This window comes from Duganella zoogloeoides (genome assembly GCF_034479515.1).
GTDB classification, from domain to species: domain Bacteria; phylum Pseudomonadota; class Gammaproteobacteria; order Burkholderiales; family Burkholderiaceae_D; genus Rugamonas; species Rugamonas zoogloeoides.
On the sequence record NZ_CP140152.1, the window covers coordinates 270,904 to 294,291 of the forward strand.

Annotated in this window: 23 protein-coding genes; 14 read left to right on the forward strand and 9 right to left on the reverse strand. The window is 63.0% G+C overall.

The window, feature by feature from the left end:
- The first annotated feature begins 1 nt into the window (after window position 1).
- Window positions 2–883 (forward strand): succinate--CoA ligase subunit alpha, encoded by an 882-nt coding sequence (gene sucD, locus SR858_RS01240; RefSeq protein ID WP_019923788.1) that lies wholly within the window; start codon window positions 2–4, stop codon window positions 881–883.
- A gap of 221 nt (window positions 884–1,104) precedes the next feature.
- On the forward strand, window positions 1,105–1,602 hold the full coding sequence (locus SR858_RS01245) for a pilin (RefSeq protein WP_304438330.1): 498 nt from the start codon (window positions 1,105–1,107) through the stop codon (window positions 1,600–1,602).
- Window positions 1,603–1,644: 42 nt separating this feature from the next.
- Here the strand turns inward: SR858_RS01245 and SR858_RS01250 are convergent, their stop codons facing one another.
- The 4 genes from SR858_RS01250 to moaC all read right to left on the reverse strand — a co-directional run bounded on the left by SR858_RS01250 (window position 1,645) and on the right by moaC (window position 6,426).
- Entirely contained in the window at window positions 1,645–4,875 is a 3,231-nt protein-coding gene (locus SR858_RS01250) for a glycoside hydrolase family 2 TIM barrel-domain containing protein (RefSeq protein WP_084670111.1), read from the reverse strand.
- 106 nt (window positions 4,876–4,981) lie between these two features.
- Window positions 4,982–5,404 (reverse strand): STY0301 family protein, encoded by a 423-nt coding sequence (locus SR858_RS01255; protein ID WP_019923791.1) that lies wholly within the window; start codon window positions 5,402–5,404, stop codon window positions 4,982–4,984.
- 5 nt (window positions 5,405–5,409) lie between these two features.
- On the reverse strand, window positions 5,410–5,820 hold the full coding sequence (locus SR858_RS01260) for a BPSL0067 family protein (RefSeq protein ID WP_154820045.1): 411 nt from the start codon (window positions 5,818–5,820) through the stop codon (window positions 5,410–5,412).
- Window positions 5,821–5,925: 105 nt separating this feature from the next.
- Window positions 5,926–6,426 (reverse strand): cyclic pyranopterin monophosphate synthase MoaC, encoded by a 501-nt coding sequence (moaC, locus tag SR858_RS01265; RefSeq protein WP_026637626.1) that lies wholly within the window; start codon window positions 6,424–6,426, stop codon window positions 5,926–5,928.
- Window positions 6,427–6,573: 147 nt separating this feature from the next.
- Between moaC and SR858_RS01270 the strand changes: the two genes are divergently transcribed.
- Window positions 6,574–8,313, forward strand: coding sequence for a beta-barrel assembly-enhancing protease (locus SR858_RS01270; protein ID WP_019923794.1), 1,740 nt, complete (start codon window positions 6,574–6,576; stop codon window positions 8,311–8,313).
- A gap of 188 nt (window positions 8,314–8,501) precedes the next feature.
- Here the strand turns inward: SR858_RS01270 and SR858_RS01275 are convergent, their stop codons facing one another.
- From SR858_RS01275 to SR858_RS01290, 4 genes are read right to left on the reverse strand one after another with little or no spacing between them, the layout of a single operon-like run.
- A complete protein-coding gene (locus tag SR858_RS01275) occupies window positions 8,502–9,095 on the reverse strand; it encodes a DUF2946 family protein (RefSeq protein WP_019923795.1) in 594 nt (197 codons plus the stop codon).
- Window positions 9,088–10,053, reverse strand: coding sequence for a YheT family hydrolase (locus SR858_RS01280; protein ID WP_019923796.1), 966 nt, complete (start codon window positions 10,051–10,053; stop codon window positions 9,088–9,090). The genes SR858_RS01275 and SR858_RS01280 overlap by 8 nt, the downstream gene beginning before the upstream one ends.
- 1 nt (window position 10,054) lies before the next feature.
- Window positions 10,055–10,483 (reverse strand): YybH family protein, encoded by a 429-nt coding sequence (locus SR858_RS01285; protein ID WP_019923797.1) that lies wholly within the window; start codon window positions 10,481–10,483, stop codon window positions 10,055–10,057.
- Between the two features lie 17 nt (window positions 10,484–10,500).
- Window positions 10,501–10,704, reverse strand: coding sequence for a zinc-finger domain-containing protein (locus SR858_RS01290; RefSeq protein WP_019923798.1), 204 nt, complete (start codon window positions 10,702–10,704; stop codon window positions 10,501–10,503).
- 134 nt (window positions 10,705–10,838) lie between these two features.
- Here SR858_RS01290 and SR858_RS01295 point away from each other — a divergent pair, with 134 nt between their 5' ends.
- The 11 genes from SR858_RS01295 (at window position 10,839) to SR858_RS01345 (ending at window position 22,135) form a co-directional block, all read left to right on the forward strand.
- The gene (locus tag SR858_RS01295; protein WP_019923799.1) at window positions 10,839–11,573 is read left to right on the forward strand and encodes an AzlC family ABC transporter permease; all 735 of its coding nucleotides are present in this window, start codon (window positions 10,839–10,841) and stop codon (window positions 11,571–11,573) included.
- Window positions 11,566–11,895 carry an AzlD domain-containing protein gene (locus SR858_RS01300; RefSeq protein ID WP_019923800.1) on the forward strand — a complete coding sequence of 110 codons (330 nt, stop codon included), beginning with the start codon at window positions 11,566–11,568 and terminating at the stop codon, window positions 11,893–11,895. The genes SR858_RS01295 and SR858_RS01300 overlap by 8 nt, the downstream gene beginning before the upstream one ends.
- Before the next feature lie 81 nt (window positions 11,896–11,976).
- Complete coding sequence (locus tag SR858_RS01305) at window positions 11,977–13,194, forward strand: phosphoglycerate kinase (protein WP_084670113.1); 1,218 nt, start codon at window positions 11,977–11,979, stop codon at window positions 13,192–13,194.
- 223 nt (window positions 13,195–13,417) lie between these two features.
- A complete protein-coding gene (pyk, locus tag SR858_RS01310) occupies window positions 13,418–14,872 on the forward strand; it encodes a pyruvate kinase (RefSeq protein ID WP_019923802.1) in 1,455 nt (484 codons plus the stop codon).
- Window positions 14,873–14,951: 79 nt separating this feature from the next.
- Window positions 14,952–16,016, forward strand: a complete 1,065-nt coding sequence (gene fba / locus SR858_RS01315; RefSeq protein WP_019923803.1) for a class II fructose-bisphosphate aldolase — start codon at window positions 14,952–14,954, stop codon at window positions 16,014–16,016.
- A gap of 98 nt (window positions 16,017–16,114) precedes the next feature.
- A complete protein-coding gene (locus tag SR858_RS01320; RefSeq protein ID WP_019923804.1) occupies window positions 16,115–17,011 on the forward strand; it encodes a phosphoribosylaminoimidazolesuccinocarboxamide synthase in 897 nt (298 codons plus the stop codon).
- A gap of 1 nt (window position 17,012) precedes the next feature.
- Window positions 17,013–17,510: a 5-(carboxyamino)imidazole ribonucleotide mutase gene (gene purE / locus SR858_RS01325; protein WP_019923805.1), complete on the forward strand. Its 498-nt coding sequence runs from the start codon at window positions 17,013–17,015 to the stop codon at window positions 17,508–17,510.
- A gap of 6 nt (window positions 17,511–17,516) precedes the next feature.
- On the forward strand, window positions 17,517–18,725 hold the full coding sequence (locus tag SR858_RS01330; protein WP_026637627.1) for a 5-(carboxyamino)imidazole ribonucleotide synthase: 1,209 nt from the start codon (window positions 17,517–17,519) through the stop codon (window positions 18,723–18,725).
- Entirely contained in the window at window positions 18,722–19,792 is a 1,071-nt protein-coding gene (locus SR858_RS01335; protein ID WP_019923807.1) for an L-threonylcarbamoyladenylate synthase, read from the forward strand. The genes SR858_RS01330 and SR858_RS01335 overlap by 4 nt, the downstream gene beginning before the upstream one ends.
- 205 nt (window positions 19,793–19,997) lie before the next feature.
- Entirely contained in the window at window positions 19,998–21,365 is a 1,368-nt protein-coding gene (locus SR858_RS01340) for an SGNH/GDSL hydrolase family protein (RefSeq protein WP_019923808.1), read from the forward strand.
- 80 nt (window positions 21,366–21,445) lie between these two features.
- Window positions 21,446–22,135: an OmpW/AlkL family protein gene (locus SR858_RS01345; RefSeq protein ID WP_019923809.1), complete on the forward strand. Its 690-nt coding sequence runs from the start codon at window positions 21,446–21,448 to the stop codon at window positions 22,133–22,135.
- A gap of 52 nt (window positions 22,136–22,187) precedes the next feature.
- Here the strand turns inward: SR858_RS01345 and SR858_RS01350 are convergent, their stop codons facing one another.
- Window positions 22,188–23,372 carry an acyl-CoA dehydrogenase gene (locus SR858_RS01350; protein ID WP_019923810.1) on the reverse strand — a complete coding sequence of 395 codons (1,185 nt, stop codon included), beginning with the start codon at window positions 23,370–23,372 and terminating at the stop codon, window positions 22,188–22,190.
- Window positions 23,373–23,388 lie beyond the last annotated feature (16 nt).

Sequence of the window (23,388 nt, forward strand, 5' to 3'; positions counted from 1 at the left end):
TATGTCCATTCTGATCAATAAAGATACCAAAGTCGTCACCCAAGGTATTACCGGTAAAACCGGCCAATTCCACACCCGCGGTTGCCGCGACTACGCGAACGGCAAAAATGCCTTCGTGGCAGGCGTGAACCCAAAGAAAGCCGGCGAAGACTTCGAAGGCATTCCAATTTTCGCTAACGTTGCAGAAGCGAAAAAAGAAACCGGCGCCAACGTGTCGGTCATCTACGTCCCACCAGCAGGCGCAGCCGCCGCAATCTGGGAAGCCGTAGAAGCCGAGCTGGACCTGGCAATTTGCATTACCGAAGGCATTCCAGTGCGCGACATGATGGCACTGAAAGACCGCATGGCCAAAGCCGGTTCGAAAACCCTGCTGCTGGGCCCTAACTGCCCAGGCCTGATCACCCCTGACGAAATCAAGATCGGCATCATGCCAGGTCACATCCATAAAAAGGGTCGTATCGGCGTCGTGTCGCGTTCGGGTACCCTGACCTATGAAGCAGTGGGTCAGCTGACCGCACTGGGCCTGGGCCAATCGTCGGCAGTTGGTATCGGCGGCGACCCGATCAACGGTCTGAAGCACATCGACGTCATGAAGATGTTCAACGACGATCCTGATACCGACGCGGTCATCATGATCGGCGAAATCGGTGGTCCGGACGAAGCCAACGCGGCTTATTGGATCAAAGACAACATGAAAAAACCAGTGGTCGGCTTCATCGCCGGTGTGACCGCTCCTCCGGGCAAGCGCATGGGCCACGCCGGCGCGCTGATCTCCGGCGGCGCTGACACCGCACAAGCCAAACTGGAAATCATGGAAGCTTGCGGCATCACCGTTACCAAGAACCCGTCGGAAATGGCGCGTCTGCTGAAAGCCATGCTGTAATCACAGGCTTTACTGCAACATAACAAAAGGGAGCCCTGTGCTCCCTTTTGTCATTTTTGATTGACGAAAATTGTCAGCGCTGACAAATCGCGCCAGCGCGACTGACAAAAAACGGCAGTTTTGGTGCTGCCGCCGCATGGTTTGCCCCGGCGTAAAGCTGGCACGGCGATTGCGATATCTCAGGTGTGACACTGACCCATCTCAACCCCGGAGACGCAACCATGAAATCCCTCAAACACATGAAGTCCATGAAATCCCAGGCCCAGGCCGGCTTTACCCTGATCGAACTGATGATCGTGGTGGCCATTATCGGCATCCTGGCGGCTGTCGCGATTCCTGCTTACAGCAATTACACGGTCAAGGCCAAAGTCGCCAACATCCTTGCAGCAGCGGACGCGACCAAAACCGCCGTGGCGCTGTGCGCCCAGGAAGCTGGCGGCGCAGTCACCAATTGCACGTCCGGCTCGAATGGGGTTCCGACTGTGACGGCCACCAAGGAAGTGGCCTCCGGCTCCGTTACCGGAGGCACCATCACCCTGGTGCTGGCCGAGGGCGTCGCTACTGACTCCAAGGACAAGACTGTTACTTTTACGCCGGTCATCGATGCTGGCGCTACCAGCGTGAGCTGGACCGTCGATACCACCTTGGCTAACGCAGCAGCAGTCGAAGCGTTGAAGAAAAACAATAAAACAGCCGTCACCACCCCAGCAGGTAGCTAACACGGCAAGAGGAATCGGCCATGCGCCGATTCCTCTCGTGGGCTATTGATCGTAACTGTGGAAAAACGGTTGTAATACTTCCCCCGCCGCACCCGGCGCACCCACCCAGCCTTGCAAGGTGTCGGGCCAGGCGCCCGCCAGCGGCAGCAGCATGAACCGGCCGGAGATTTCTTCCACCTTGTCCAGCGCGACAATGGTTTCCGGCTGGGTTCCCTTATTCCCCAAGCCCCCGATGACCGCGTTGTGACTGAGCAGCGTGCGCGCGCCGTGGCGCTCGACCGCCACATCGGCGGCCGACAGCGCCAGCGCAAAACCAGCACCGGCAGCGTCCGACAAGACCGCCAATTCAGTCTGGCGCCGGTTGCCCTGAAAGCGCAGATCGGCGCGATTCTGGTGGTACACGCCGAATTCGTTCAATTGATCCTTGCCCGGGTAGCCGGCATACGGTCCCTGGCCGATCCAGTGGAACTCACCGATGCCCGCCGGCGCCACCAGCGACAAGCCCGCTTCCGAGACGATGGCGCCCGGCGCCAGCGGGCGATACGCATAGCTGACGGCAATCGCTCCCTTGCCATCGATCTCGAGCGTGTAACCACCGCTCAAACCTTGCTCCTTGCTGATTGCGGCAATGGCGTCGCCGGTGGGCAGCAGGTCGTCGGGTAATGCATTTTTTTGCGTTGCCATTGTCGTTGCAGCAGTCGCCGCCGCCGCCGCAGTCGCCGTCGCTGCAGTCGTCGCAGCCGTTGTCGTCGCAGTCGCCGCCGCAGTCGCCGACGCCGTGGCCGCATGTGCAGCCATGGGCAGGCGTAAGGCATCCGCCACCGCCGCAGCAACCTTGGGCAAGCGATACGTCGCCTGCACCGACAGCCGTACGCGGTCGCCAAGCTGCTCGGCCCGGATCACCGGCTGCTCGGCCTGTTCCAGTATCGACGCCGGCCAGGCGCCGGACTTGGCCGCACCCAGCGCCTCGGCCATGGTGAACTTGCGGCCGCCATGCGGGTAGAGGCCATCGACCAGCACCCGGCCAGCGCGGTCGCGGATCGTCAGCGCACCGGTCGCGCGTTGCACGCTCAACACCCATTGTGACGTGGTAATGGACACCACGCCGGCCTCGTCTGCCAGCACCGGCGCCGGGGCCGGCGCTTTAGCGGCGGTCCAGTCGAATTGAGACGGTGCCGCGCGCAGCAGGCGCAAGCTGCGTTCATTGATTTGCAGGCCGTGTTCATCCACCGCGCGCAGCTGCACGACCAGCACATCGGTGAGCGACGCGGCCGGCGCCGGAATGTCCACCGCGATCGTGGTGGCCTGGCTGGAACGCGCCGGTGCCGACAGTGCTTGCTGGCCTTGCTGGCGCGTCACACCGTTCTGTTGCAAAGCCCAGTGCAGGGTGATGCCCTGCAAGCTGCGAAAGTCGTGGCGGTTTTCCAGCGTGACAGCGACGCGTTGCGGACCGGCTGCTACCCGCGCCGTGCGTTCGACGAACTGGACCGGCGCATACACCTTGCGCATCTGCCAGAAATCCACCTGCGGCGTGCGGTCGGCATAGACCAGGCCGTCGGCGCCGTCGAGACCGTGGGTGTCGTAGAACTGGTGGGCGTCGCGCCAGGCGTACTGGGTCGATTGGCCGGGATCGGCCGGCGTGCTGCTCCGGCGCAGCAAGCCCTGGTCGTGGAAATGCCAGATCGAGCCGCCCGCGAATACCGGGTTCGCTTGCAGGATCGCCCACTGGTCCTGGATGCGGTCGCTGGCCAGGCCCAGCCCGTGCGCGTACTCGGTCAGGATGGTCGGGCGCATGAGTTTGGACGCGTAGCCGGTCAGTGTGGCGTTGCTCGGGTAGTGCGGCGAGTACAGGTCCACGAACGGCGGGATCTGCTCGTAGTTTTTGGCGAAATAGCTGCCGATCTTGGGCAGCGTGATCGGCCGGGTGGGATCGAGCTGTTTGACCAGCCGGCCGGCGTCGAGCTCGAAGTCGTTGTGCGGATTCTCGTTGCCGATGCTCCAGATAATTACCGACGCATGGTTCTTGTCGCGCATGACGGTTGCGCGGGCGCGGGCCAGGATATTGTCGCGGTAGGCGGGATTGTCGAGGTTTTTTTCGCCGTGTCCGATGGCTACCTCGTCCATCACATAAAAGCCGAGTTCGTCGCAGAGTTCGAGCAGGCGCGGGTGGGGCGGGTAGTGCGACGTGCGCACGTAGTTGACGTTCGCCTGCTTCATCAGCGCCAGGTCTTGCCGCATCTGCGCCTCGGTCACGGCGCGGCCGGTGACGGGATCGAGATCATGGTGATTGACGCCGCGCAGCTTGACCGGCTTGCCGTTGACCAGCAACTGCTTGCCGACGACCTTGACTTCACGCAGACCGACGCGTTGCTCGACGGTCTGTATGGTTTTGCCTTGCTGCTTCACGCTCAGCACCAGGCGGTACAGTGTTGGCGTTTCGGCGGTCCAAAGTTGCGGCTGGGTGATGCGTAGCGTTGCGCCCAGGCTGAGGCGGTCGTGGTCTGCGGTAATACGCGTAGCGACACCCCTGAGCACCTGCTGCGCAATGCGTTTGCCCTTCGCATCAAACAGTTCGGCATGTACCATCGCACCAGGGGCGTTCAGTTGCACATCGACCGTAAGTCGGGCAGCGCCATCTTGCAGCGACGTCGTGGTGGTCAGGTCACGCATGTGCACGTCCGGCAGCGACATCAAGGTTACATCGCGATAAATCCCCGACAGCGACCAGTCGTCGTTGAGGTCGAATTCGTAGCCGAGCGGTTTGGTGGTCACGCGCACGGCTACCATGTTCCGGTCTTGCAGCAAATCGGTGACATCGAAGGTATGGCGATTGAACGCGCTGGCCGACGACGCGCCGGCCAGCTTGCCGTTGACCCATACCTGGTAGCCGAAGGCCACGCCGTCGAAGCGCAGGAAGGTGCGCCGCCCCTGCCAGTTTTTCGGCACCGTGAACGTGCGGCGATACAGGCCAAGGCCATCCTTGAGATTGTCGCCATACGACGGCTCGGCATGGCCGTGCAGTTCCCAGTTGGCCGGCACCGGAATGGTCTGCCAGCGCGCGACGTCGAAGCCGGGCGCGGTGAACTGCGCATCGGCGCCAGCGTCCAGGCCGGGCAGGTATTTGAATGACCAGTTGCCGTTGAGCGACTGCGACCAGGCCGGATCTCTGGTCGGGACAATCTCAGCGGCGTTGGCCTGGCCGAACAGGCCCAGGATGAACAGCCAACATGCTGGCCACAGCGTCAACCACTTCGTGCTTGTCATTTGTTGCATGCGATAGTTTCCTTGGAGAGAAAGGAAAAATATCACCTTCAGGCACGATGCGGATGACCAGGAAGTCAATTCTCAAGCCAGTGATTGCACCACGCGGGACCAGTCCTCACTCACAAACGACGCGCACTTCCTGATGATTGGCGCTGCGGTTATCAGTAACGGTAATCGCACACTGATCAATGGGGGCGGGCAGTCGATACACTTGCTCGATATCGCCACCCTGACCATAGGAGCAGACGAGCCATTTCTGCTCCTGCTCACGCAGCCCGGAAAACCGTGTCTGCGTCCTGCGGGCGTCGATGCGTCGCTCCCCGCCACGCAATTCCGCCCGCGCCACATCGTTGACAGGCCCGATGACAATGCCCGCGCGATCAAGCAGCAAGCGACGCGATGCCAAACCGCGCCAGCCGGTCTGCACAGCTTGGACCCGAATCAGGTCACCACTAATTTCGGCGGGGCATTGTGGGACTTGAGCGACCGCATTGTGTAGCGCGAACGTTGCGATGGCCAGGGCCGCAAAGATTTTCATGGAGCTCACCGAATGATGTAAAAGGCTTCAGCATTGTCGCTATCCGCGATCCCCTTGGCTTTTGCTTGATCCGGGCTGTAGCGTTTGATTGTGCGGGCCTTGATATTGCGGCTTTTCCATTGGTCCAGGACCACAATGTACGCCGGCTTGCCGTCCTGGTCTGCTGGCCCGGCAGACATGAATAGCGCAGCGTGATTACCGTGGGCATTCTTGTAGCGGGCGGTTGGCCCCGCAAATGTAGCGATCGCAGTCCCTGCCGGGATGTTGGCGGTGTCCAGCACACGTGCTCCCGGCTTCCACAAGCTCGTTGCCGGAGCATTGGCGAAATGCTGGACCAATCTCACACATTCCTCGTCTCCGACTGGTTTGGTGTTTTCCAGTGCGCCCAGGCTTCCCAGATATTTGTACCCCATCATGGCTCCGGATAAGTTTACCGAGTGGCCATTTTTGTCGTACAGCTACCTAGATGATTTGAATTTACTCAGCAAATAGTGATTTTTGGAAATTGGTCTGTGAAGGCATCAACTCGTCACACTCCAGTCGCCCGACTTGCCACCGTGCTTTTCCATCACCCGGATCTCGCCCATCACCATGCCGCGGTCCACGGCCTTGCACATGTCGTACACGGTCAGCAGGCCGACCTGCACGGCGGTCAGCGCTTCCATTTCCACGCCGGTCTTGCCGAAGGTTTCCACCTGCGCCTTGCAGTGCACGCTGGCGTTGGCTGCGTCGGTCTCGAAATCGACGGTCACGCGGGTCAGGGCCAGCGGATGGCACAGGGGGATCAGGTCGCTGGTGCGCTTGGCGGCCATGATGGCGGCGATGCGGGCGATGCCCAGTACGTCGCCTTTTTTTGCCGTGCCGCCCATGATGATGGCCAGCGTTTCCGGCTTCATGCGGATCGTGCCGGAAGCGATGGCTATGCGGTGGGTCTGCGCCTTGGCGCCGACGTCGACCATGTGGGCCTGGCCGGTGGCGTCGAAGTGGGTCAGGTGGTCGGCTGGGGGGAGGATATCGGTCATGGGCGTGGTGCGGATGGTGGCAAGGGTCAATAAATTGAGCGAGGGACGGGCGCCGTGCGCTGTCGTCCTAGTTGCGGGTATCATAGCACCGTGAATTCAAAACACCGCCCCCCTACCAGTGAGTCCCGCCGCCCCCTGCGTCTGCGCATGGTGGCTGCGGCTTTGTTGATCGCGATGCCGATGGCGATGGCGCAAAACGCGCTTGCGCCTGCGAAAATTCCCAATTTGCCAGCGCTTGGCGACGCCGAACGCCAGGACTTGTCGCCCATTACGGAGCGCAAGATTGGCGAGGAAATCATGCGCGATATCCGCCGCGACCGCGATTTCCTCGACGATGGCCCCATCCTCGAATACCTGAACAACTTCGGCAATGCGCTGGTGGCGGCGCGTCCCGGCGCGCGCGGCGAGGCCAATTACGATTACTACTTTTTTGCGGTGCGCGATCCCCAGCTGAACGCGTTCGCGCTGCCCGGCGGTTTCATTGCCGTGCACTCGGGCTTGCTGCTGGCGGCGCAGAGCGAGTCGGAACTGGCGTCCGTGCTCGGCCACGAGATCGGCCACGTGGCACAGCGCCACATCGCCCGGTCGATCGGCCAGCAAAAGCAGGATGCACTGATACCGCTGGCGGCGATGATCCTGGCGGCGCTCGCGTCGCGCGCCGGTGGCGACGCGGCCATCGGCGTGTTCATGGGTGGGCAGGGACTGGCCATCCAGCGCCAGCTCAATTTCGGCCGCGAAGCCGAGCGCGAGGCCGACCGCATCGGCTTCCAGATCATGGGCGAGGCCGGTTACGACACTACCGGCATGGTGGCCTTTTTCCAGCGCATGCAGTCGGCCACCCGCAATTACAGCGACCTGGTGCCGGCCTACCTGCAAACCCACCCGCTCACCACCGAGCGCATTGCCGACATCCAGGCCCGCATCCGCGACCAGCCCTATAAACAGCGCGCCGACAGCCTCGACTTTTACCTGGTGCGTTCGCGCGCGCGCGTGTTACAGGCGCAGGGCGCGCAGGCGATGGCCGAGGCAAAACAATTCTTCGAAGAGCAGATGAAGCAGGAAAACCGCCTGCAACTGACGGCCGGCCAGTACGGCATGGCGTTCTGGTCGCTCAAGAATGGCGAGCCGGCCAATGCCCAGGCATGGCTGGACAAGGCGCGCGGCACCTTCAACAAGGCGCCGCCGCCCGGCACGTTCAGCGCCGCGCCCAAGCCGGCGTCGGACGCGATTTTCGTCACCACCTCGATCGAGATCAAGCTGGGCAAATCAGACGATCACGAATCGATCGCCAAGGGCCTGGAAGAAGCGAAAGCGGCGCAGCTGAAATTCCCGCTATCGCGCACCGTCTCCCACCTGTATGCCGAGGCCATGATCGCCGCCGGCAAGTACGACGAGGCGGCCGCCTACCTGCGCGACCAGGCCCAGCTCTATCGCGAAGAGCCGGAAGTGTTCGATTACCTGGCGCAGGTGTACTCCAAGCAGGGCAAAATCGCCCTGCAGCACATCGCGCTGGCCGAATCGTACATGCTGCAAGGCGGCACCCTGTCGGCGCTGGAACAGCTCGGTTTTGCGCGCAAGGCCTCCGATGCGTCGTTCTACGACCAGGCGCTGATCGATGCGCGCGAGCGCGACTGGCAGGCGCGCCAGCGCGAGGCGATGGGAGACAAGGCCAAGAAAGACCTGGCGTTGCAGCCGGCCTTCAAGGCCGAGCTGCGCGGCGGCAGCAGTGCCAGTGGCAGCAATGGCACTGGTAGCACCAGTAGCGCCAGCGGCTTGGGCAATAGCGCCGACAGGGAGTGGACCGACCCGTCCGGCCGCTTGCGCCAGAGTACCGATCCGTTCGAGCGGCTGCGGCAAAAATCCGATTTCGATAGCCTGACGCGATAGCCGCCGGGCTGCCGGCAGCGCGCCCAGGCTGCGCTGGCGGCGTTGCCAGTACGCCTGGCCAGCGCATCGTTGCAGGCTACCCGCCCCATTAGGCGCGAGCAGCTGACAGCGGGGTCTGCGCGGAAGGCTCCACACCGGCCCAACCGGACCGAGCCCTCGTATCTGCCATCTGCTCGCCGTATCCGCAGCTAACCTTGAGCGCGCGGTATGCTGACAAAGCCGAAGCGCCGGGCTAACTGGTCTGCAGCGACGCGTTCGATCGCCATGTGGCGCTCGCCATCGGCCAGGGTCAAGGGGGCGGAAGGATCGTCCAGCCACGCCAGCAAGGCCTCGTCGCCGACCGGTGCGCCATGCAAATGCAGGCGCGGCAGTACCTGGGCGAAATCGCGGTCGTCCAGCTGCGCCACCACCCTATTCCCCGCCAGTATCAGGGCGCCCGCATCGGTGAGCGCCACCGTCTCGATGGCAGGCATGGCCGCGCCCGTATGCAGCAGCCAGCCGTCGGCCGGATCGGTGCGCACGATGAATGGCGTTGCTGCCAGTTGCACGTACACGCGCTGCGGGCCGTTCTGGAAATACCAGCAGCCGCGCTCGTCGGCGGCATAGTTGCGGTTGATAAAACCTACCAGCGCGGCATTGGTGAGCTTGTCGCCGGGCAGGTCCAAGTGCTGGGCGCGTTCGTCGCGCATGCGCCAGTGGCCGCGCGCGTCGAGCGCCAGCCAGCCGTAGCAGTTGGGAACGTCGGGCCACTTGGCCAGCGCCTGCTTGACGATGTCATCCATATTGTAAGTTTCCAGTGTCGTTGGCGCCATCGAGGAAGTGCAGCAGGCGCCGGGGCAGCCAGTCCAGCTTGCCGGGCAGGCTGCCCACGGCAAAGCCCACATGGCCGCCGTGATCAGGATACTCGAGCACCACGTTCGACGCCGCACGTTGCGGCAGGTGGCGCCCCGGCAGGAACGGATCGTTTTTGGCGTTGAGCACCAGGGTGGGCACGGTGATGTCGGTCAGGACGTGCTTGGCGCTGGCGCGGTCCCAGTAGTCGTTGGTATCGCGGTAGCCGTGCAGCGGGGCGGTGACGACGTTGTCGAACGCATACAGGTCGCGTGCCGCGTGCAGCGCATCGAGGTCGAACAGGCCGGGGAAGTTTTCGAGCTTGGCGATGCACTTGGGCTTGAGCGTTTGCAGGAACATGCGCGTGTACACCATGTTGAAACCGCGCGACAGCGAAGCGCCGCCCTGCGCCAGGTCCAGCGGCGCCGACACCGCGCAGGCGGCATCGACGAAATCGGCCTGGTGCTGCGATTCGCCGAGCCAGCGCAACAGGGCGTTGCCGCCCAGCGAGACCCCGACCGCGTAAAACTTGCCGGTGTGGCGGGCGTGCAGCCTGCGCACGATCCAGTCCACCTCGGCGGCGTCGCCCGAGTGATAAAAACGCGGGGCGCGGTTGGCTTCGCCCGAACAGCCGCGAAAATGCGGCACGGCGCCCGACCAGCCGCGCGCGGCCACGGCGGCCATCAGCGAACGGGCATAGTGGCTGTCGGACGAGCCTTCCAGGCCATGGAACAGCACCACCAGCGGTTGCCCCGGCTGGCCATCGACGAAATCGACATCGACGAAATCGCCGTCCGGTGCATCCCAGCGTTCGCGCCGGTAGCGCACCGCCGGCTTGGCGATGCACTTGGCGGGGTAGATGGTTTGCAGGTGGCCGCTGGGCAGCCAGAACGGCGCAGGGTATTTCACATCAGTGCAGGATTTGCGCCTGCGGATCGACCGGCGCCGCGCCGGGCGCGATCGAGACGTGGTGCAGCACGATGCGCCAGCCGCGCGGGGTTTTGCTGTAGACGTTGGTGGCCAGCAGGTGGGCCGGCTCGCCGCTGGCGGCGGTGGTGCCTTCGACCACCGTATGCACCGAGCTCATCAAGGTATGGGTTTCGTGCAGCTGCGACGGCAAAATGTGCAGGCCGCCCTGGGCCAGGATCGCTTCCCACGAAGTGCGGATGGCGGCGTGGCCGATCAGGCGCTGGCCGCCCGGGTGGATACAGACGATCTCGTCGTCATCGGCCCACAGGGCCATCAGCGCATCGACGTCGGCCCGGTTGAGGGCGTCGTAGAACGCGGTCTCGGTTTCGGCAGCGCTGCCGTTGAGCTGTTTGACACGTTTGGTTGGCATGCGGCTGCGTCCGGGGCTTAGTGGTGACCGACGACGGTGCCGGGCTTGAGGCGGTAGGCAGTGCCGCAGTACGGGCACTTGGCGGTGCCGTGGTGGTCGAATTCAAGGAACACGCGCGGGTGCGACGACCACAGCGGCATAGCCGGGTTGGGGCAGTGCGCCGGCAAGTCCTTGCCGTCGAGTTCAACTGCGGCGGCTGCGTTGGTGGTGTTGGCGGTCATGTTATGCGGGCTCCGAAGGCTAGGGAAAACCACGATTTTAACGGATTCGCGCATTGAGCAAAAATCATCGGTAAAATAGCGCCTCTTCATTCGCGGCGCGCCCTGCCATGTGGCAGGAATGCCACACCTCCCTCATGACCAACCCTGCCTTGAACACCCTGGACCGGCACCACCCGCAAGCCTGGCGCGAAGCCGTGCGCGCCGGCATGCCCACGCTGTTCGGCATCGCTGCCTGGGGCCTGGTGGTGGGCGTGGCCATGGTCAAATCGGGCCTGTCGGTGCCGCAGGCGCTGGCCATGACCTTGCTGGTGTTTGCCGGCTCGGCGCAACTGGCGGCGCTGCCGCTGATCGCCACCGGCGCGCCAATCTCGGTGATTTTTCTGACAGCCGTGGTGGTCAACCTGCGGTTCGTGATCTTTGCCGCCTTGCTGGCGCCGCACTTTGCCCACCTGCCATGGCGCCAGCGCCTGATGCTCGGCTATGTGTCGGGCGACCTGGCCGTCGCCTTGTTCCTGCAAAAATACCCGGACGCCGCGCCGCAGGCGGGCAAGCTGTCCTATCTAAAAGGCCTGATCTATCCGAACTGGTCGGCATGGCAGGTCGGTTCCATCATCGGCATCTTCGTCGGCAGCACCGTGCCGCCCGAGTGGGGCCTCGGTTTTGCCGGCACCCTGGCCATCGTGTGCGTGATGATCCCGCTGGTGGCGGGCGTGCCGGCGCTGTGCGGCGTGCTGGTCGCCGGCGCGGTGGCGGTGGCCGGGTTCGGGTTGCCGTACAAGCTAGGTTTGCTGGTGGCAGTGGTGGTGGGCATGCTGGCCGCCATGCTTGTGGAAAGTTGTGTGACGCAGCTGCGGGGCCGCCATGTCTGACCTGGAGATCTGGATCGTGATCGGCGCGCTGGTGCTGGCCACCGCCACCGCGCGCAGTTCCTTGTGGCTGATCGGCCACCATATCAACATCCCGAAACGGGTGCAGGACCTCTTGCGGTACGCGCCCGCCTGCGCGCTGGCGGCGATTATCGGCCCGGACCTGGTCTTGTCGCCCGCCGGACAGGTTGTGTTGGACTTGAGCAATATCAAATTATTGTCAGGAATCGCGGCAACGCTCTATTATTTGCTGCGTCGCAATATGCTGGAAACCATCATATTCGGTATGGCTTGCTTCACGGCACTACGTGTTTGGATAGGCTGATTCGTGTATTTCAATAACAATTAAATCACGCTGGCCTTGCGGTAGAATAGCGCCTTCTTATCACTCAACCAATGGGTCGCCATGTCCGCTGTCTTGAACTTCATCCGTCTGCAAGATCTTATCGACCAAAATGCCCTGCAGGGCAAGCGTGTGTTCATCCGCGCCGACTTGAACGTGCCGCAGGATGATGCGGGCAATATCACCGAAGATACGCGTATCCGCGCTTCCGTACCAGCCATTCGCGCTGCCGCTGCCGCTGGCGCCAAGGTCATGGTCACGTCCCACCTCGGCCGTCCGACCGAAGGCGAGTTCAAGCCTGAAGACAGCCTGGCGCCGGTTGCCGCGCGCCTGTCCGAATTGCTGGGCCAGCCAGTCGAACTGAAGCAGAACTGGGTGGACGGCGCCGGCCTGGAAGGCCTGCAAGCGGGCCAGGTAGTGCTGCTGGAAAACGTTCGCGTGAACAAGGGCGAAAAGAAAAACGCCGATGAACTGGCCCAAAAAATGGCCAGCCTGTGCGACATCTACGTGAACGACGCGTTCGGCACTGCCCACCGCGCCGAAGCGTCCACCCATGGCATCGCCAAGTTCGCGCCGGTGGCTGCCGCCGGCCCGTTGCTGGCTGCCGAACTCGACGCACTGGGCAAGGCGCTGGGCGCCCCGGCCCGTCCGCTGCTGGCGATTGTCGCCGGTTCGAAAGTATCGTCCAAGCTGTCGATCCTGAAAGCCCTGGCCGACAAGGTGGACAACCTGATCGTGGGCGGCGGTATCGCCAACACCTTCATGAAGGCTACTGGCCTCAACATCGGCAAGTCGCTGGTGGAAAACGAGCTGGTGGAAGAAGCCAAGGCCATCATCGAGATCATGGCCAAGCGCGGCGCCACCGTGCCGATTCCGGTGGACGTGGTCTGCGCCAAGGAATTCTCGCCAACGGCAGCGGCCACCGTCAAGGACGTTGCCAACGTTGCCGACGACGACATGATCCTCGACATCGGCCCGAAAACCTCGGCGCTGCTGGCCGAGCAAATCGCCGCCGCCGGCACCATCGTCTGGAACGGCCCGGTGGGCGTGTTCGAGTTCGACCAGTTTGGCGAAGGCACCAAGACGCTGGCGCTGGCCATCGCTGCCTCGAAAGCGTTTTCGATCGCTGGCGGTGGCGACACCCTGGCTGCAATCGCGAAATACGACATCACCGACAAGATCGGTTACATCTCCACCGGTGGTGGCGCGTTCCTGGAATTCCTGGAAGGGAAGACCCTGCCTGCGGTGGAAATCCTGACCCAGCGCGCTGCAGCGCAATAATGTTTTTGGTTCAAGATTAGTAAATAGCACGGTCGTGCGGTGTAGTGAATTGCCAGTAAAATTGCTGTAATGCCCGTCCAAGTCAACTGTTTTTGTAAGATTGCTACAAACTTTTGTAGTTTGGCTACATTGATGGTGACTTTGACATCCGGTACGGCAGCACTTTCCCTGGTTTCCGCCTGGCGCGGAAGCTGTCCGCATGACCTTACGCTCAAGGAATACTATGTCCCGTAGCACCAAAATTGTCGCCACGATCGGCCCAGCTTCTACTGATTTCAACGTCCTGGTCAAAATGATCCGTGCCGGCGTCGATGTCGTGCGCCTGAACTTCTCGCACGGCAAGGCGCAGGATCACATCGACCGCGCGCGCCTGGTCCGCGAAGCTGCTGCCGAGTGCGGCCGCGAAGTGGCGATCATGGCGGACATGCAGGGACCGAAGATTCGTGTCGGCAAATTTGAGAACAGCAAGATCGAACTGGTCAACGGCGACAAGTTCATCCTGGACGCCAAGTGGGGCGAGAACGGCGAGCTGGGCAACCAGGACCGCGTGGGTCTCGATTACAAGGCGCTGCCGCAGGACGTGCGTCCCGACGACAAGCTGCTGCTAAACGACGGCCTGATCGTGCTGGTGGTCGATAAAGTGGTCGGCAGCGAGATCTACACCACCGTCAAGATCGGTGGCGAGCTGTCCAACAACAAGGGCATCAACCGCCAGGGTGGCGGTCTGACCGCACCGGCGCTGACCGCCAAGGACATGGAAGACATCAAGACGGCGATGAGCTTCCAGTGCGACTACCTGGCGATCTCGTTCCCGAAAAGCGCGACCGACATGGAAATGGCGCGCCAGCTGGCCAATATCGCCGGCGAGCCGTACGGCCACAAGCCGATGATGATCGCCAAGATCGAGCGCGCGGAAGCGATTCCGGTGCTGCAAGAAATTCTCGACGCGTCCGACGGCATCATGGTCGCCCGCGGCGACCTGGCGGTGGAAGTCGGTAACGCGGCGGTGCCGGCGCTGCAAAAGCGCATGATCCGCATGGCACGCGAATCGAACAAGCTGGCCATTACCGCCACGCAGATGATGGAATCGATGATTTTCAACGCCGTGCCTACCCGTGCCGAAGTATCGGACGTGGCCAACGCGGTGCTGGACGGCACTGATGCGGTGATGACCTCGGCGGAAACGGCCTCGGGCCGCTACCCGATCGAAACCGTGGAAATGATGGCGGCCATTTGCGTGGAAGCCGAGCAGTCCGAGTACAACAAGCTCGACGCCGACTTCCTCAACGCCACGTTTACCCGCATCGACCAGTCGATCGCGTACGCGGCGCTGTTTACCTCGCACCACCTGGAAGTGAAAGCGATCGTGGCGCTGACCGAGTCCGGCTCCACCGCGCTGTGGATGAGCCGTCATAACATCGACACGCCGATCTACGCGCTGACGCCAAGCGTGGTCACCGAGCGCAAGGCTTCGCTGTACCGCAACGTCAAGGCGTTCAACCTGGCGCAAGCCGGCGACAGCGCCACCGTGATGCGCCAGGCCGAGGAGTTGCTGGTGGCGCGCGGCATCGTCAAGAAAGACGACATCATCGTGGTTACCTGGGGTTCCCGCATGGGTTACGCCGGTGGCACCAATGCGCTGCGCATCGTCAAGGTCGGTCAGGTCGTTAATAAGTAAGCCCGGAGACCATGCCCGCGAGAGCGGGCGTGGTGCTGCTCCGGCAAGGTTTTTTTTTTAATTGTTTGGAGTACATACCATGTCCCTCGTATCGATGCGTCAACTGCTGGACCATGCTGCTGAAAATGGTTACGGCATTCCTGCTTTTAACGTTAACAATCTGGAACAAGTGCAAGCCATCATGGCTGCCGCCGATGCGCTCGACAGCCCGGTGATCATGCAAGCGTCGGCTGGCGCCCGTAAATATGCCGGCGAAGCGTTCCTGCGTCACCTGATCGACGCCGCCATCGAAGCCTACCCGCACATCCCGGTCGTGATGCACCAGGATCACGGCCAGTCGCCGGCGGTCTGCATGGCCGCGATCCGCTCCGGCTTCTCGTCGGTGATGATGGACGGTTCGCTCGAAGCCGACGGCAAGTCGGTGGCGTCGTATGAATACAACGTCGCTGTCTCGCGCGAAGTGGTGAAATTCTCGCACTCGATCGGCGTGACCGTCGAGGCCGAACTCGGTGTTCTGGGTTCGCTGGAAACCATGAAGGGCGACAAGGAAGACGGCCACGGCGCCGACGGCACCATGACCCGCGAACAGCTGCTGACCGACGTCGACCAGGCTGCCGACTTCGTCAAGCAAACCCAGTGCGACGCGCTGGCCATTGCCATCGGCACCTCGCACGGCGCCTACAAGTTCACCCGCAAGCCTACCGGCGACATCCTGGCGATCGACCGCATCAAGGAAATCCACGCGCGCATCCCCAACACCCACCTGGTGATGCACGGTTCGTCGTCGGTGCCGCAAGAGCTGCTGGCCGTGATCCGCGAATTCGGCGGCGACATGAAAGAGACCTACGGCGTGCCGGTCGAAGAGATCCAGGAAGGCATCCGTCACGGCGTGCGCAAGATCAACATCGATACCGACATCCGCCTGGCCATGACCGCCGCGATCCGCCAGTTCATGTTCCAGAACCCCTCGAAGTTCGATCCACGCGATTACCTCAAGCCTGCCCGCCTGGCTGCCGAGCAAGTCGTGCGCGCCCGTTTCGAAGCGTTCGGCTGCGCCGGACAAGCATCGAAAATCAAGCAAGTGACGCTGGAAAAAATGGCCGAGCGTTACAAGGCCGGCGAGCTGTCGCAAATTGTGAAGTAAAATCCTGTCTGCAACGGGGCCACTGACCCGTGAGTTCTCGACCGGCGGAGAGCGTTGCTTTCCGCCGGTTTCGCTTTTAATAACACTAAGTGCTAGCTATGAACGCCCTCTACCAGTCCTCCATCTCCTCCCTGCCACTGCTCGGTCACGGCAAAGTCCGCGACAACTACGCTGTCGGCGACGACAAGATCCTGATCGTCACCACCGACCGCCTGTCGGCCTTCGACGTTGTCATGAATGAACCGATTCCCGGCAAGGGCATGGTACTGAACCAGATGAGCGATTTCTGGTTCGAGAAGCTGGGCCACATCGTGCCGAACCACCTGACCGGCGTTGCGCCCGAGTCCGTGGTATCAAGCGATGAAGTGGTGCAGGTGAAGGGCCGCGCAGTTGTCGCCAAACGCCTGAAACCGATCATGGTCGAAGCCGTGGTGCGTGGCTACATCATCGGTTCGGGCTGGAAAGATTACCAGGCGACTGGCGCGATCTGCGGCATCACGTTGCCGGAAGGCCTGCAACAGGCCGAGAAACTGCCGGAGCCGTTGTTCACCCCGGCGGCCAAGGCCGACCTGGGCGAGCACGACGAAAACATCAGCTTTGCCGACATGGAAAGCCGCATCGGCGCGGAACTGGCTGCCAAGATGCGCGATGTCAGCATCCAGCTGTACACGGCAGCAGCCGAGTACGCCGCCACGCGCGGCATCATCATTGCCGACACCAAGTTCGAATTCGGCCTCGACGACGACGGCGTCATGCACCTGATGGACGAAGTGCTGACGGCCGATTCGTCGCGCTTCTGGCCGGCCGACTCGTACGCCGTGGGCATCTCGCCACCGTCGTTCGACAAGCAGTTCGTGCGCGACTACCTGGAAACCCTGACCGACTGGGGCAAGACCGCGCCGGCACCGGCGCTGCCGGCCGACGTCATCGAGAAAACCCAGGCCAAGTACTTCGAAGCCATCGAGCGCCTGACCGGCGACAAGCTGAAGGCATAAGATGACCGATCAAGCTAAGCCATTGGTTGGCGTCATCATGGGCTCGTCTTCGGACTGGGACGTGATGCAAAACGCGGTTGCCATTCTTAAACAGTTTGGCGTGCCGTTCGAGGCGCAAGTCATTTCCGCCCACCGCATGCCCGACGAGATGTATGCGTACGCGAAAAGTGCCCGCGCCCGTGGCCTGCGCGCCATCATCGCCGGCGCCGGCGGTGCGGCCCACCTGCCGGGCATGGTCGCTGCCATGACCATCGTGCCGGTGCTGGGCGTGCCGGTGCCGTCGAAGTATTTGCGCGGCGAGGATTCGCTGCTGTCGATCGTGCAGATGCCGAAGGGCGTGCCGGTGTCCACCTTTGCCATCGGCGAAGCGGGCGCTGCCAATGCAGCGCTGACGGCGGTGGCCATGATCGCCGCCACCGACGACGCGCTGGCCGACCAGCTCGAAGCGTTCCGCGTCACGCAAACCGATGCCGCCAAGGCCATGACTCTGCCGCTGTAGGACATAATGAGTAATTCAAAAGTAATCCCCCTGCTGCCCGCCGCCAATCCGCCAGCCTGGCTGGGGGTGATGGGCGGCGGCCAGCTCGGCCGCATGTTCGCCCACGCCGCCCAGAGCATGGGCTACCAGGTGGCCGTGCTGGAACCGTCCGACACCTGCCCGGCAGGGCAGGTGGCCCAGCGCCTGGTCAACGCCGGCTACAGCGATGCCGCCGGCCTCGATGCGCTGGCCGCGCAATGCCTGGCCGTCACCACCGAATTCGAGAACGTGCCGGCCGATAGCCTGTCGCGCCTGGCGCAGTCGGTGTTTGTTGCGCCCAACGCCCACGGTGTATCGGTGGCGCAGGACCGCATTGCCGAAAAACGTTTCTTTGTCGATTGCGCGGAAAAATCGGGCGTGCTGCCAGCGCCGCACAAGGTGATCGCCAGCGAGCAAGACATTGCCGCGATTGCCGACGACCTGTTGCCCGGCATCCTGAAAACCGTGCGCATGGGGTACGACGGCAAGGGGCAAGTGCGCGTGACATCGCGCGACGACGTGCGCGCCGCGTTTGCCGAGATGGGGCAGGTGACCTGCCTGCTGGAAAAAATGCTGCCGCTGGCGTACGAGGTGTCGGTGCTGACCGCGCGCGGTCACGACGGTGAATCGGTCGTGTATCCGATCGCCGAGAACGTCCACCGCGACGGCATCCTGTTTACCACCACCGTGCCGGGCCCGAACGTCTCCGCGGAGAGCGCTGTCAAGGCGCAGCAGGCGGCGCAAGCGATCGTGGCCGAACTCGGTTACGTCGGTGTGCTGTGCATCGAGTTTTTCGTGCTCACCGATGGTACGCTGGTGGTCAACGAAATGGCGCCGCGTCCGCACAACAGCGGCCACTACACGATGGATGCCTGCATTACCAGCCAGTTCGCGCAGCAGGTACGCGCCATGGCCCGTTTGCCGCTGGGCGACGTGCGCCAGCATTCGCCGGCCGTCATGCTCAACATCCTCGGCGATGTCTGGTTTGAAGGTGACAGCGCGGTGGAAGGTGAGACGCCGCGCGAGCCGGCCTGGGACCAGGTGCTGGCGCTGCCCGGCGCCTGCCTGCACCTGTACGGCAAGGACGACCCGCGCCGCGCGCGCAAGATGGGCCATTTGACCTTCGTGGCCGCCACCCTGGAGCAGGCGCAACAGCAGTTGCTGGCGGCCTGCGACGTCCTCGGTATCGCGCCGTGAGTGTGGTCAATACCGTTGCTGACGCAGCCGCCATCGCGGCCGGCGCACGCGTGCTCGAAGCAGGCGGCCTGGTGGCATTTCCCACCGAGACCGTTTATGGCCTGGGCGCCGATGCCGAAAACCCGGCAGCGGTGGCCCGCATCTATGAAGCCAAGGGCCGTCCCAACGACCACCCGGTGATCGTGCACGTGGCGCCCGGCGCCGACCTCGATTACTGGGTCACCGATATTCCCGATGTCGCACGCCAGCTGGTCGCTGCTTTCTGGCCCGGTCCATTGACACTGATCCTCAAGCGCGCCAGCCACATCCCGGACGCCGTTTCCGGTGGCCAGGATACGGTGGGCATCCGCTGCCCGTCGCACCCGGTAGCGATTGCGCTGCTGACCGCGTTCAAGGGCGGCCGTGGCGGAGTGGCGGCGCCGTCGGCCAACAAGTTCGGCAATGTCAGTCCCACCACCGCGCAGCATGTGCGCGACGAATTCCATCTCGATGATGTGGAAGAGGGCTCGATCACCGGCGAGCCGGCGTGTTCGGCCGGCTTGCATGTGACTGTTCTGGAAGGCGGCGCCAGCCAGGTCGGCATCGAATCGACCATTGTCGATTTGTCGCGCCTGGCCACGCATGGCGCGGTGCTGCTGCGCCCCGGCCATATCACGGCGCAGCAGATCGCCGACGTGATCGGCCAGTTGCCGGCCGCGCCCGACCAGGCCGCCCCGCGCGCTTCCGGCACCCTGGAATCGCACTACGCGCCGCGCACGCCGGTCACCATGGTGGCGCACGCTGCCCTGGCCGACACGGTTGCGCAACTGCAGGCCAGGGGCGCCCGCGTGGCGGTGATCGGCCATGCCTGCGGCGAACTCGGCGACAACATGCGCCTGCTGCCGGCCGAACCGGTTGGCTACGCGTACGGCATCTATGCCGCGCTGCGCGAGATGGACCTGGTGCAAGCCGATGTGATCCTGGTGGAAACCCCGCCGCAGGACGACGCCTGGCTTGGCGTCAACGACCGCCTGCGCCGTTCTGTCTTCGGTTCGACCGGCATCCTGGCTCGCTTCCTGAGTCAATAACCTGCTGTTTTTGTGTATTCCAGCGACCAACTTTTTTGATTAAAAGCAACGCTGGAATTCCTATCCGAGCAACTGTTCTTTTTTGAACACAACGCCTGAGAAATTGAGTGTGCGCTGCTATACATTCCAGCCCAACGCTGGCAGACTAGTTGTGCATGAATAGCACGCCCGTTCTTATTGGGCCACAATATCCTCAGGAGACAATATGCGTCACACCAAACTTGCCATCGCCGCAATGGCTCTCGCCATCCTTGCCGGTTGCGGTGGCTCCAGCCCGGAAGCGGGCGATCAAACCCTTCGTGTCAAATTCAACTCGCAAGTGTCGTTCGGTGACAGCCTGTCGGATGTGGGCTCGTATAACGTTGGCACCATTGCCGCCCTCAAGGGCGGCAAGTTCACCATCAATGGCGATAACACGGCCATCAATGCCACGCTGACCGGCCGTAACTGGACCGAACTGGTGGCCGCACAACTGGGTTTGCCGGCGCCATGCGCCGCATTGACCGGCCTCGACGGCACCGCTCCAGGTTTCAACGTTCCCCGCAAAGCCAACGCAGGCTGCTACGGCTACGCCCAGGGCGGCGCGCGTGTGACCAATCCTGTCGGTCCCGGCAATATTGCCACCGGCGCTGCCACCGGCTTCATGACGGTACCGGTCGTTACCCAGGTCGCCAACCACTTGGCCGCTGTCGGCGGCAAGTTCAAGGGCGATGAGCTGGTGCTGGTGATGGCTGGTGGTAACGATGTGCTGTTCCTGCTGTCCAAGCTGAGCGCCGATGCCACCGCTGCCGGCAACGCCGCTGGCGCCGCAGCGTACTTCCCCAGCCTGATCTCGCAACTGGCCGCCGGGGCGACCAACCCAGCAACGGCAGCGACTGCCATCACGTTTGCCGTGGGCACCGCCAGGGCAGTGCCGGGCGCCACCCAGGCCAGCATCACCCAGGCCGCCGTCGGCGCAGCAGCGGTGCAGCCGGGTAACACGAACGTGGTCGCCAACGCTGCAGCCATCATCGCCAAGGCCACGGCTGACGCCACTGCCGCCGGCGCCAAGGCCGGCGCAGACTTCGCCACGGCCAACGGCCCGAGCCTGGTCGCTGAGATGACCAAAGCCGGTACCGAATTGGCCACCCTGGTGAAAAACCAGATCATCGCCAACGGCGCCAACTACGTCACCGTCAACAACCTGCCCGATGTCGCCACCACGCCAAGCGGCCGCTCCCGTTCGGCCGAGATCCGCACGCTGATCGACACCATGGTCAAGGCCTTCAATACGTCGCTGACCACTGGCCTGTCCACCGAGCAGAAAGTCGTGATCGTCGACGTGTACGCAGTGAGCCACGACCAGGCCACCAACCCGGGACCGTATGGCCTGACCAACGTCGCCGAACCTGCATGCGACCTGAGCGCGGCGAAGAACCCGATCGGCTCCGCGATCGCCTGCAACGGCAGCAACCTGGTGGCCGGCGATGTCAGCCACTACTCGTTCGCCGACGAGGTGCATCCGACGCCATTCAACAACCTGCTGCTGGCGCGTTACGTGTCGCGCAGCCTGGTGACCAAGGGCTGGATGTAAGGCGGGGATAGCCGGCGGTGGCCGCGCATAGGCGGCCGCGGGTCGGCACCGAACAAACCGAACAAGAATCTGGAGACAAAATGAATAAAACCTCGCTCAAACTGCTGGTGCTGGCAGCCGCCATGTCGGTGGCCACGGTCGCCTCGGCGCAACAAACGGCCGGCACCTGGCTGGGCACCCTGGGCATGAACAAGATTACCCCGAAGGTTGATTCGGGCGACGTGTCGGCGCCGGCACTGCCGGGCACCAAGGCCGATGTCGAGCCTGACACCAAGCCCCGCTTCGCGATTGCCTACATGCTCACCGATAACTGGTCGGCCGAGCTGGACCTGGGCCTGCCGTACAAGCACGACCTGATCGGTGACGGCTCGATCAAGGGCACCGGCAAGCTCGGCGACTCGAAAGTATTGCCGCCGACCGCATTCATCCAGTACCGCTTCATGCCGGCCAACGCCACCTTCCGTCCGTACGTGGGCCTGGGCCTGACGTATGCGATGTTCATCAAGGAACGCGGTTCGGGACAGCTGACCGCGATCCTGAACACCGGCGGTCCCGGCGCCACCTACAAGCTCGATGACAAAGCCGGCGTGAGCGCCCAGATCGGCGCCACCTGGCGCATCGACGACAACTGGTTCCTCGACGCCACCGTGATCAAGACCAAGCTGAAAACCAAGGTCCACTTCTCGACCGGCCAGACCCAGAACGTGCGCCTGGACCCGGTCGCAGCCAGTATCAGCATCGGCTACAACTTCAAGGGGTTGAGTTTCTAAAACGAAAAAAGCCGCGCAGACTGCGCGGCTTTTTTTTTGCCTGCCCAAATAATTACTGGAACGCCTGTATCCCCGTCTGCGCCCGGCCCAGGATCAGCGCATGGATATCATGCGTACCTTCGTAGGTGTTGACCACCTCGAGATTGACCATGTGGCGGATGATGCCGAATTCGTCCGAGATGCCGTTACCGCCGAGCATATCGCGGGCTACGCGGGCGATGTCGAGCGACTTGCCGCAGGAGTTGCGCTTCATCATCGAGGTGATTTCCACCGCCGCCGTGCCGGCATCCTTCATGCGGCCCAGTTGCAAACAGCCTTGCAGGCCCAGCGTGATTTCGGTCTGCATGTCGGCCAGCTTCTTTTGCACCAACTGGTTGGCAGCCAGCGGACGGCCGAATTGCTGGCGGTCCAGCACGTACTGGCGCGCCGTATGCCAGCAGGCTTCGGCCGCGCCCAGCGCGCCCCAGGCGATGCCGTAGCGGGCCGAATTGAGGCAGGTGAAGGGGCCTTTCAGGCCGCGCACGTCCGGGAAGGCGTTCTCTTCCGGGCAGAACACATTGTCCATCACGATCTCGCCGGTGACCGAGGCGCGCAGGCCGAACTTGCCGTGGATGGCCGGCGCACTCAGGCCCGCCATGCCCTTGTCGAGGATGAAGCCGCGGATTGCGCCTTCGTCGTCCTTGGCCCACACCACGAACACGTCGGCGACTGGCGAGTTGGTGATCCACATCTTGGCGCCCGACAGCGCGTAGCCGCCCGGCACTTTCTTGGCGCGGGTGATCATCGAACCGGGGTCGGAGCCGTGGTTGGGTTCGGTGAGTCCGAAGCAGCCGATCCATTCGCCGGTGGCCAGCTTGGGCAGGTATTTCTGGCGCTGCGCCTCGGTACCGAATTCATAGATCGGCACCATCACCAGCGACGACTGCACGCTCATCATCGAGCGGTAGCCGGAGTCGATGCGTTCGACTTCGCGCGCGATCAGGCCGTAAGCCACGTAATTGAGTTCGGGGCCGCCGTATTGTTCGGGAATGGTGGGGCCGAGCAGGCCCAGTTCGCCCATTTCGCGGAAGATGGACGTGTCCATCTTCTCGTGGCGAAAGGCGTCGAGGATGCGCGGGGCCAGCTTGTCGCCGCAATAGGCGGCAGCGGCGTCGCGCACCATGCGCTCTTCGTCGGTCAACTGCTGTTCCAGCAGCAGGGGATCATCCCAGTGGAACTGGGCGCGGGCTTGGCTCATGGTGGTCTCTCATTAT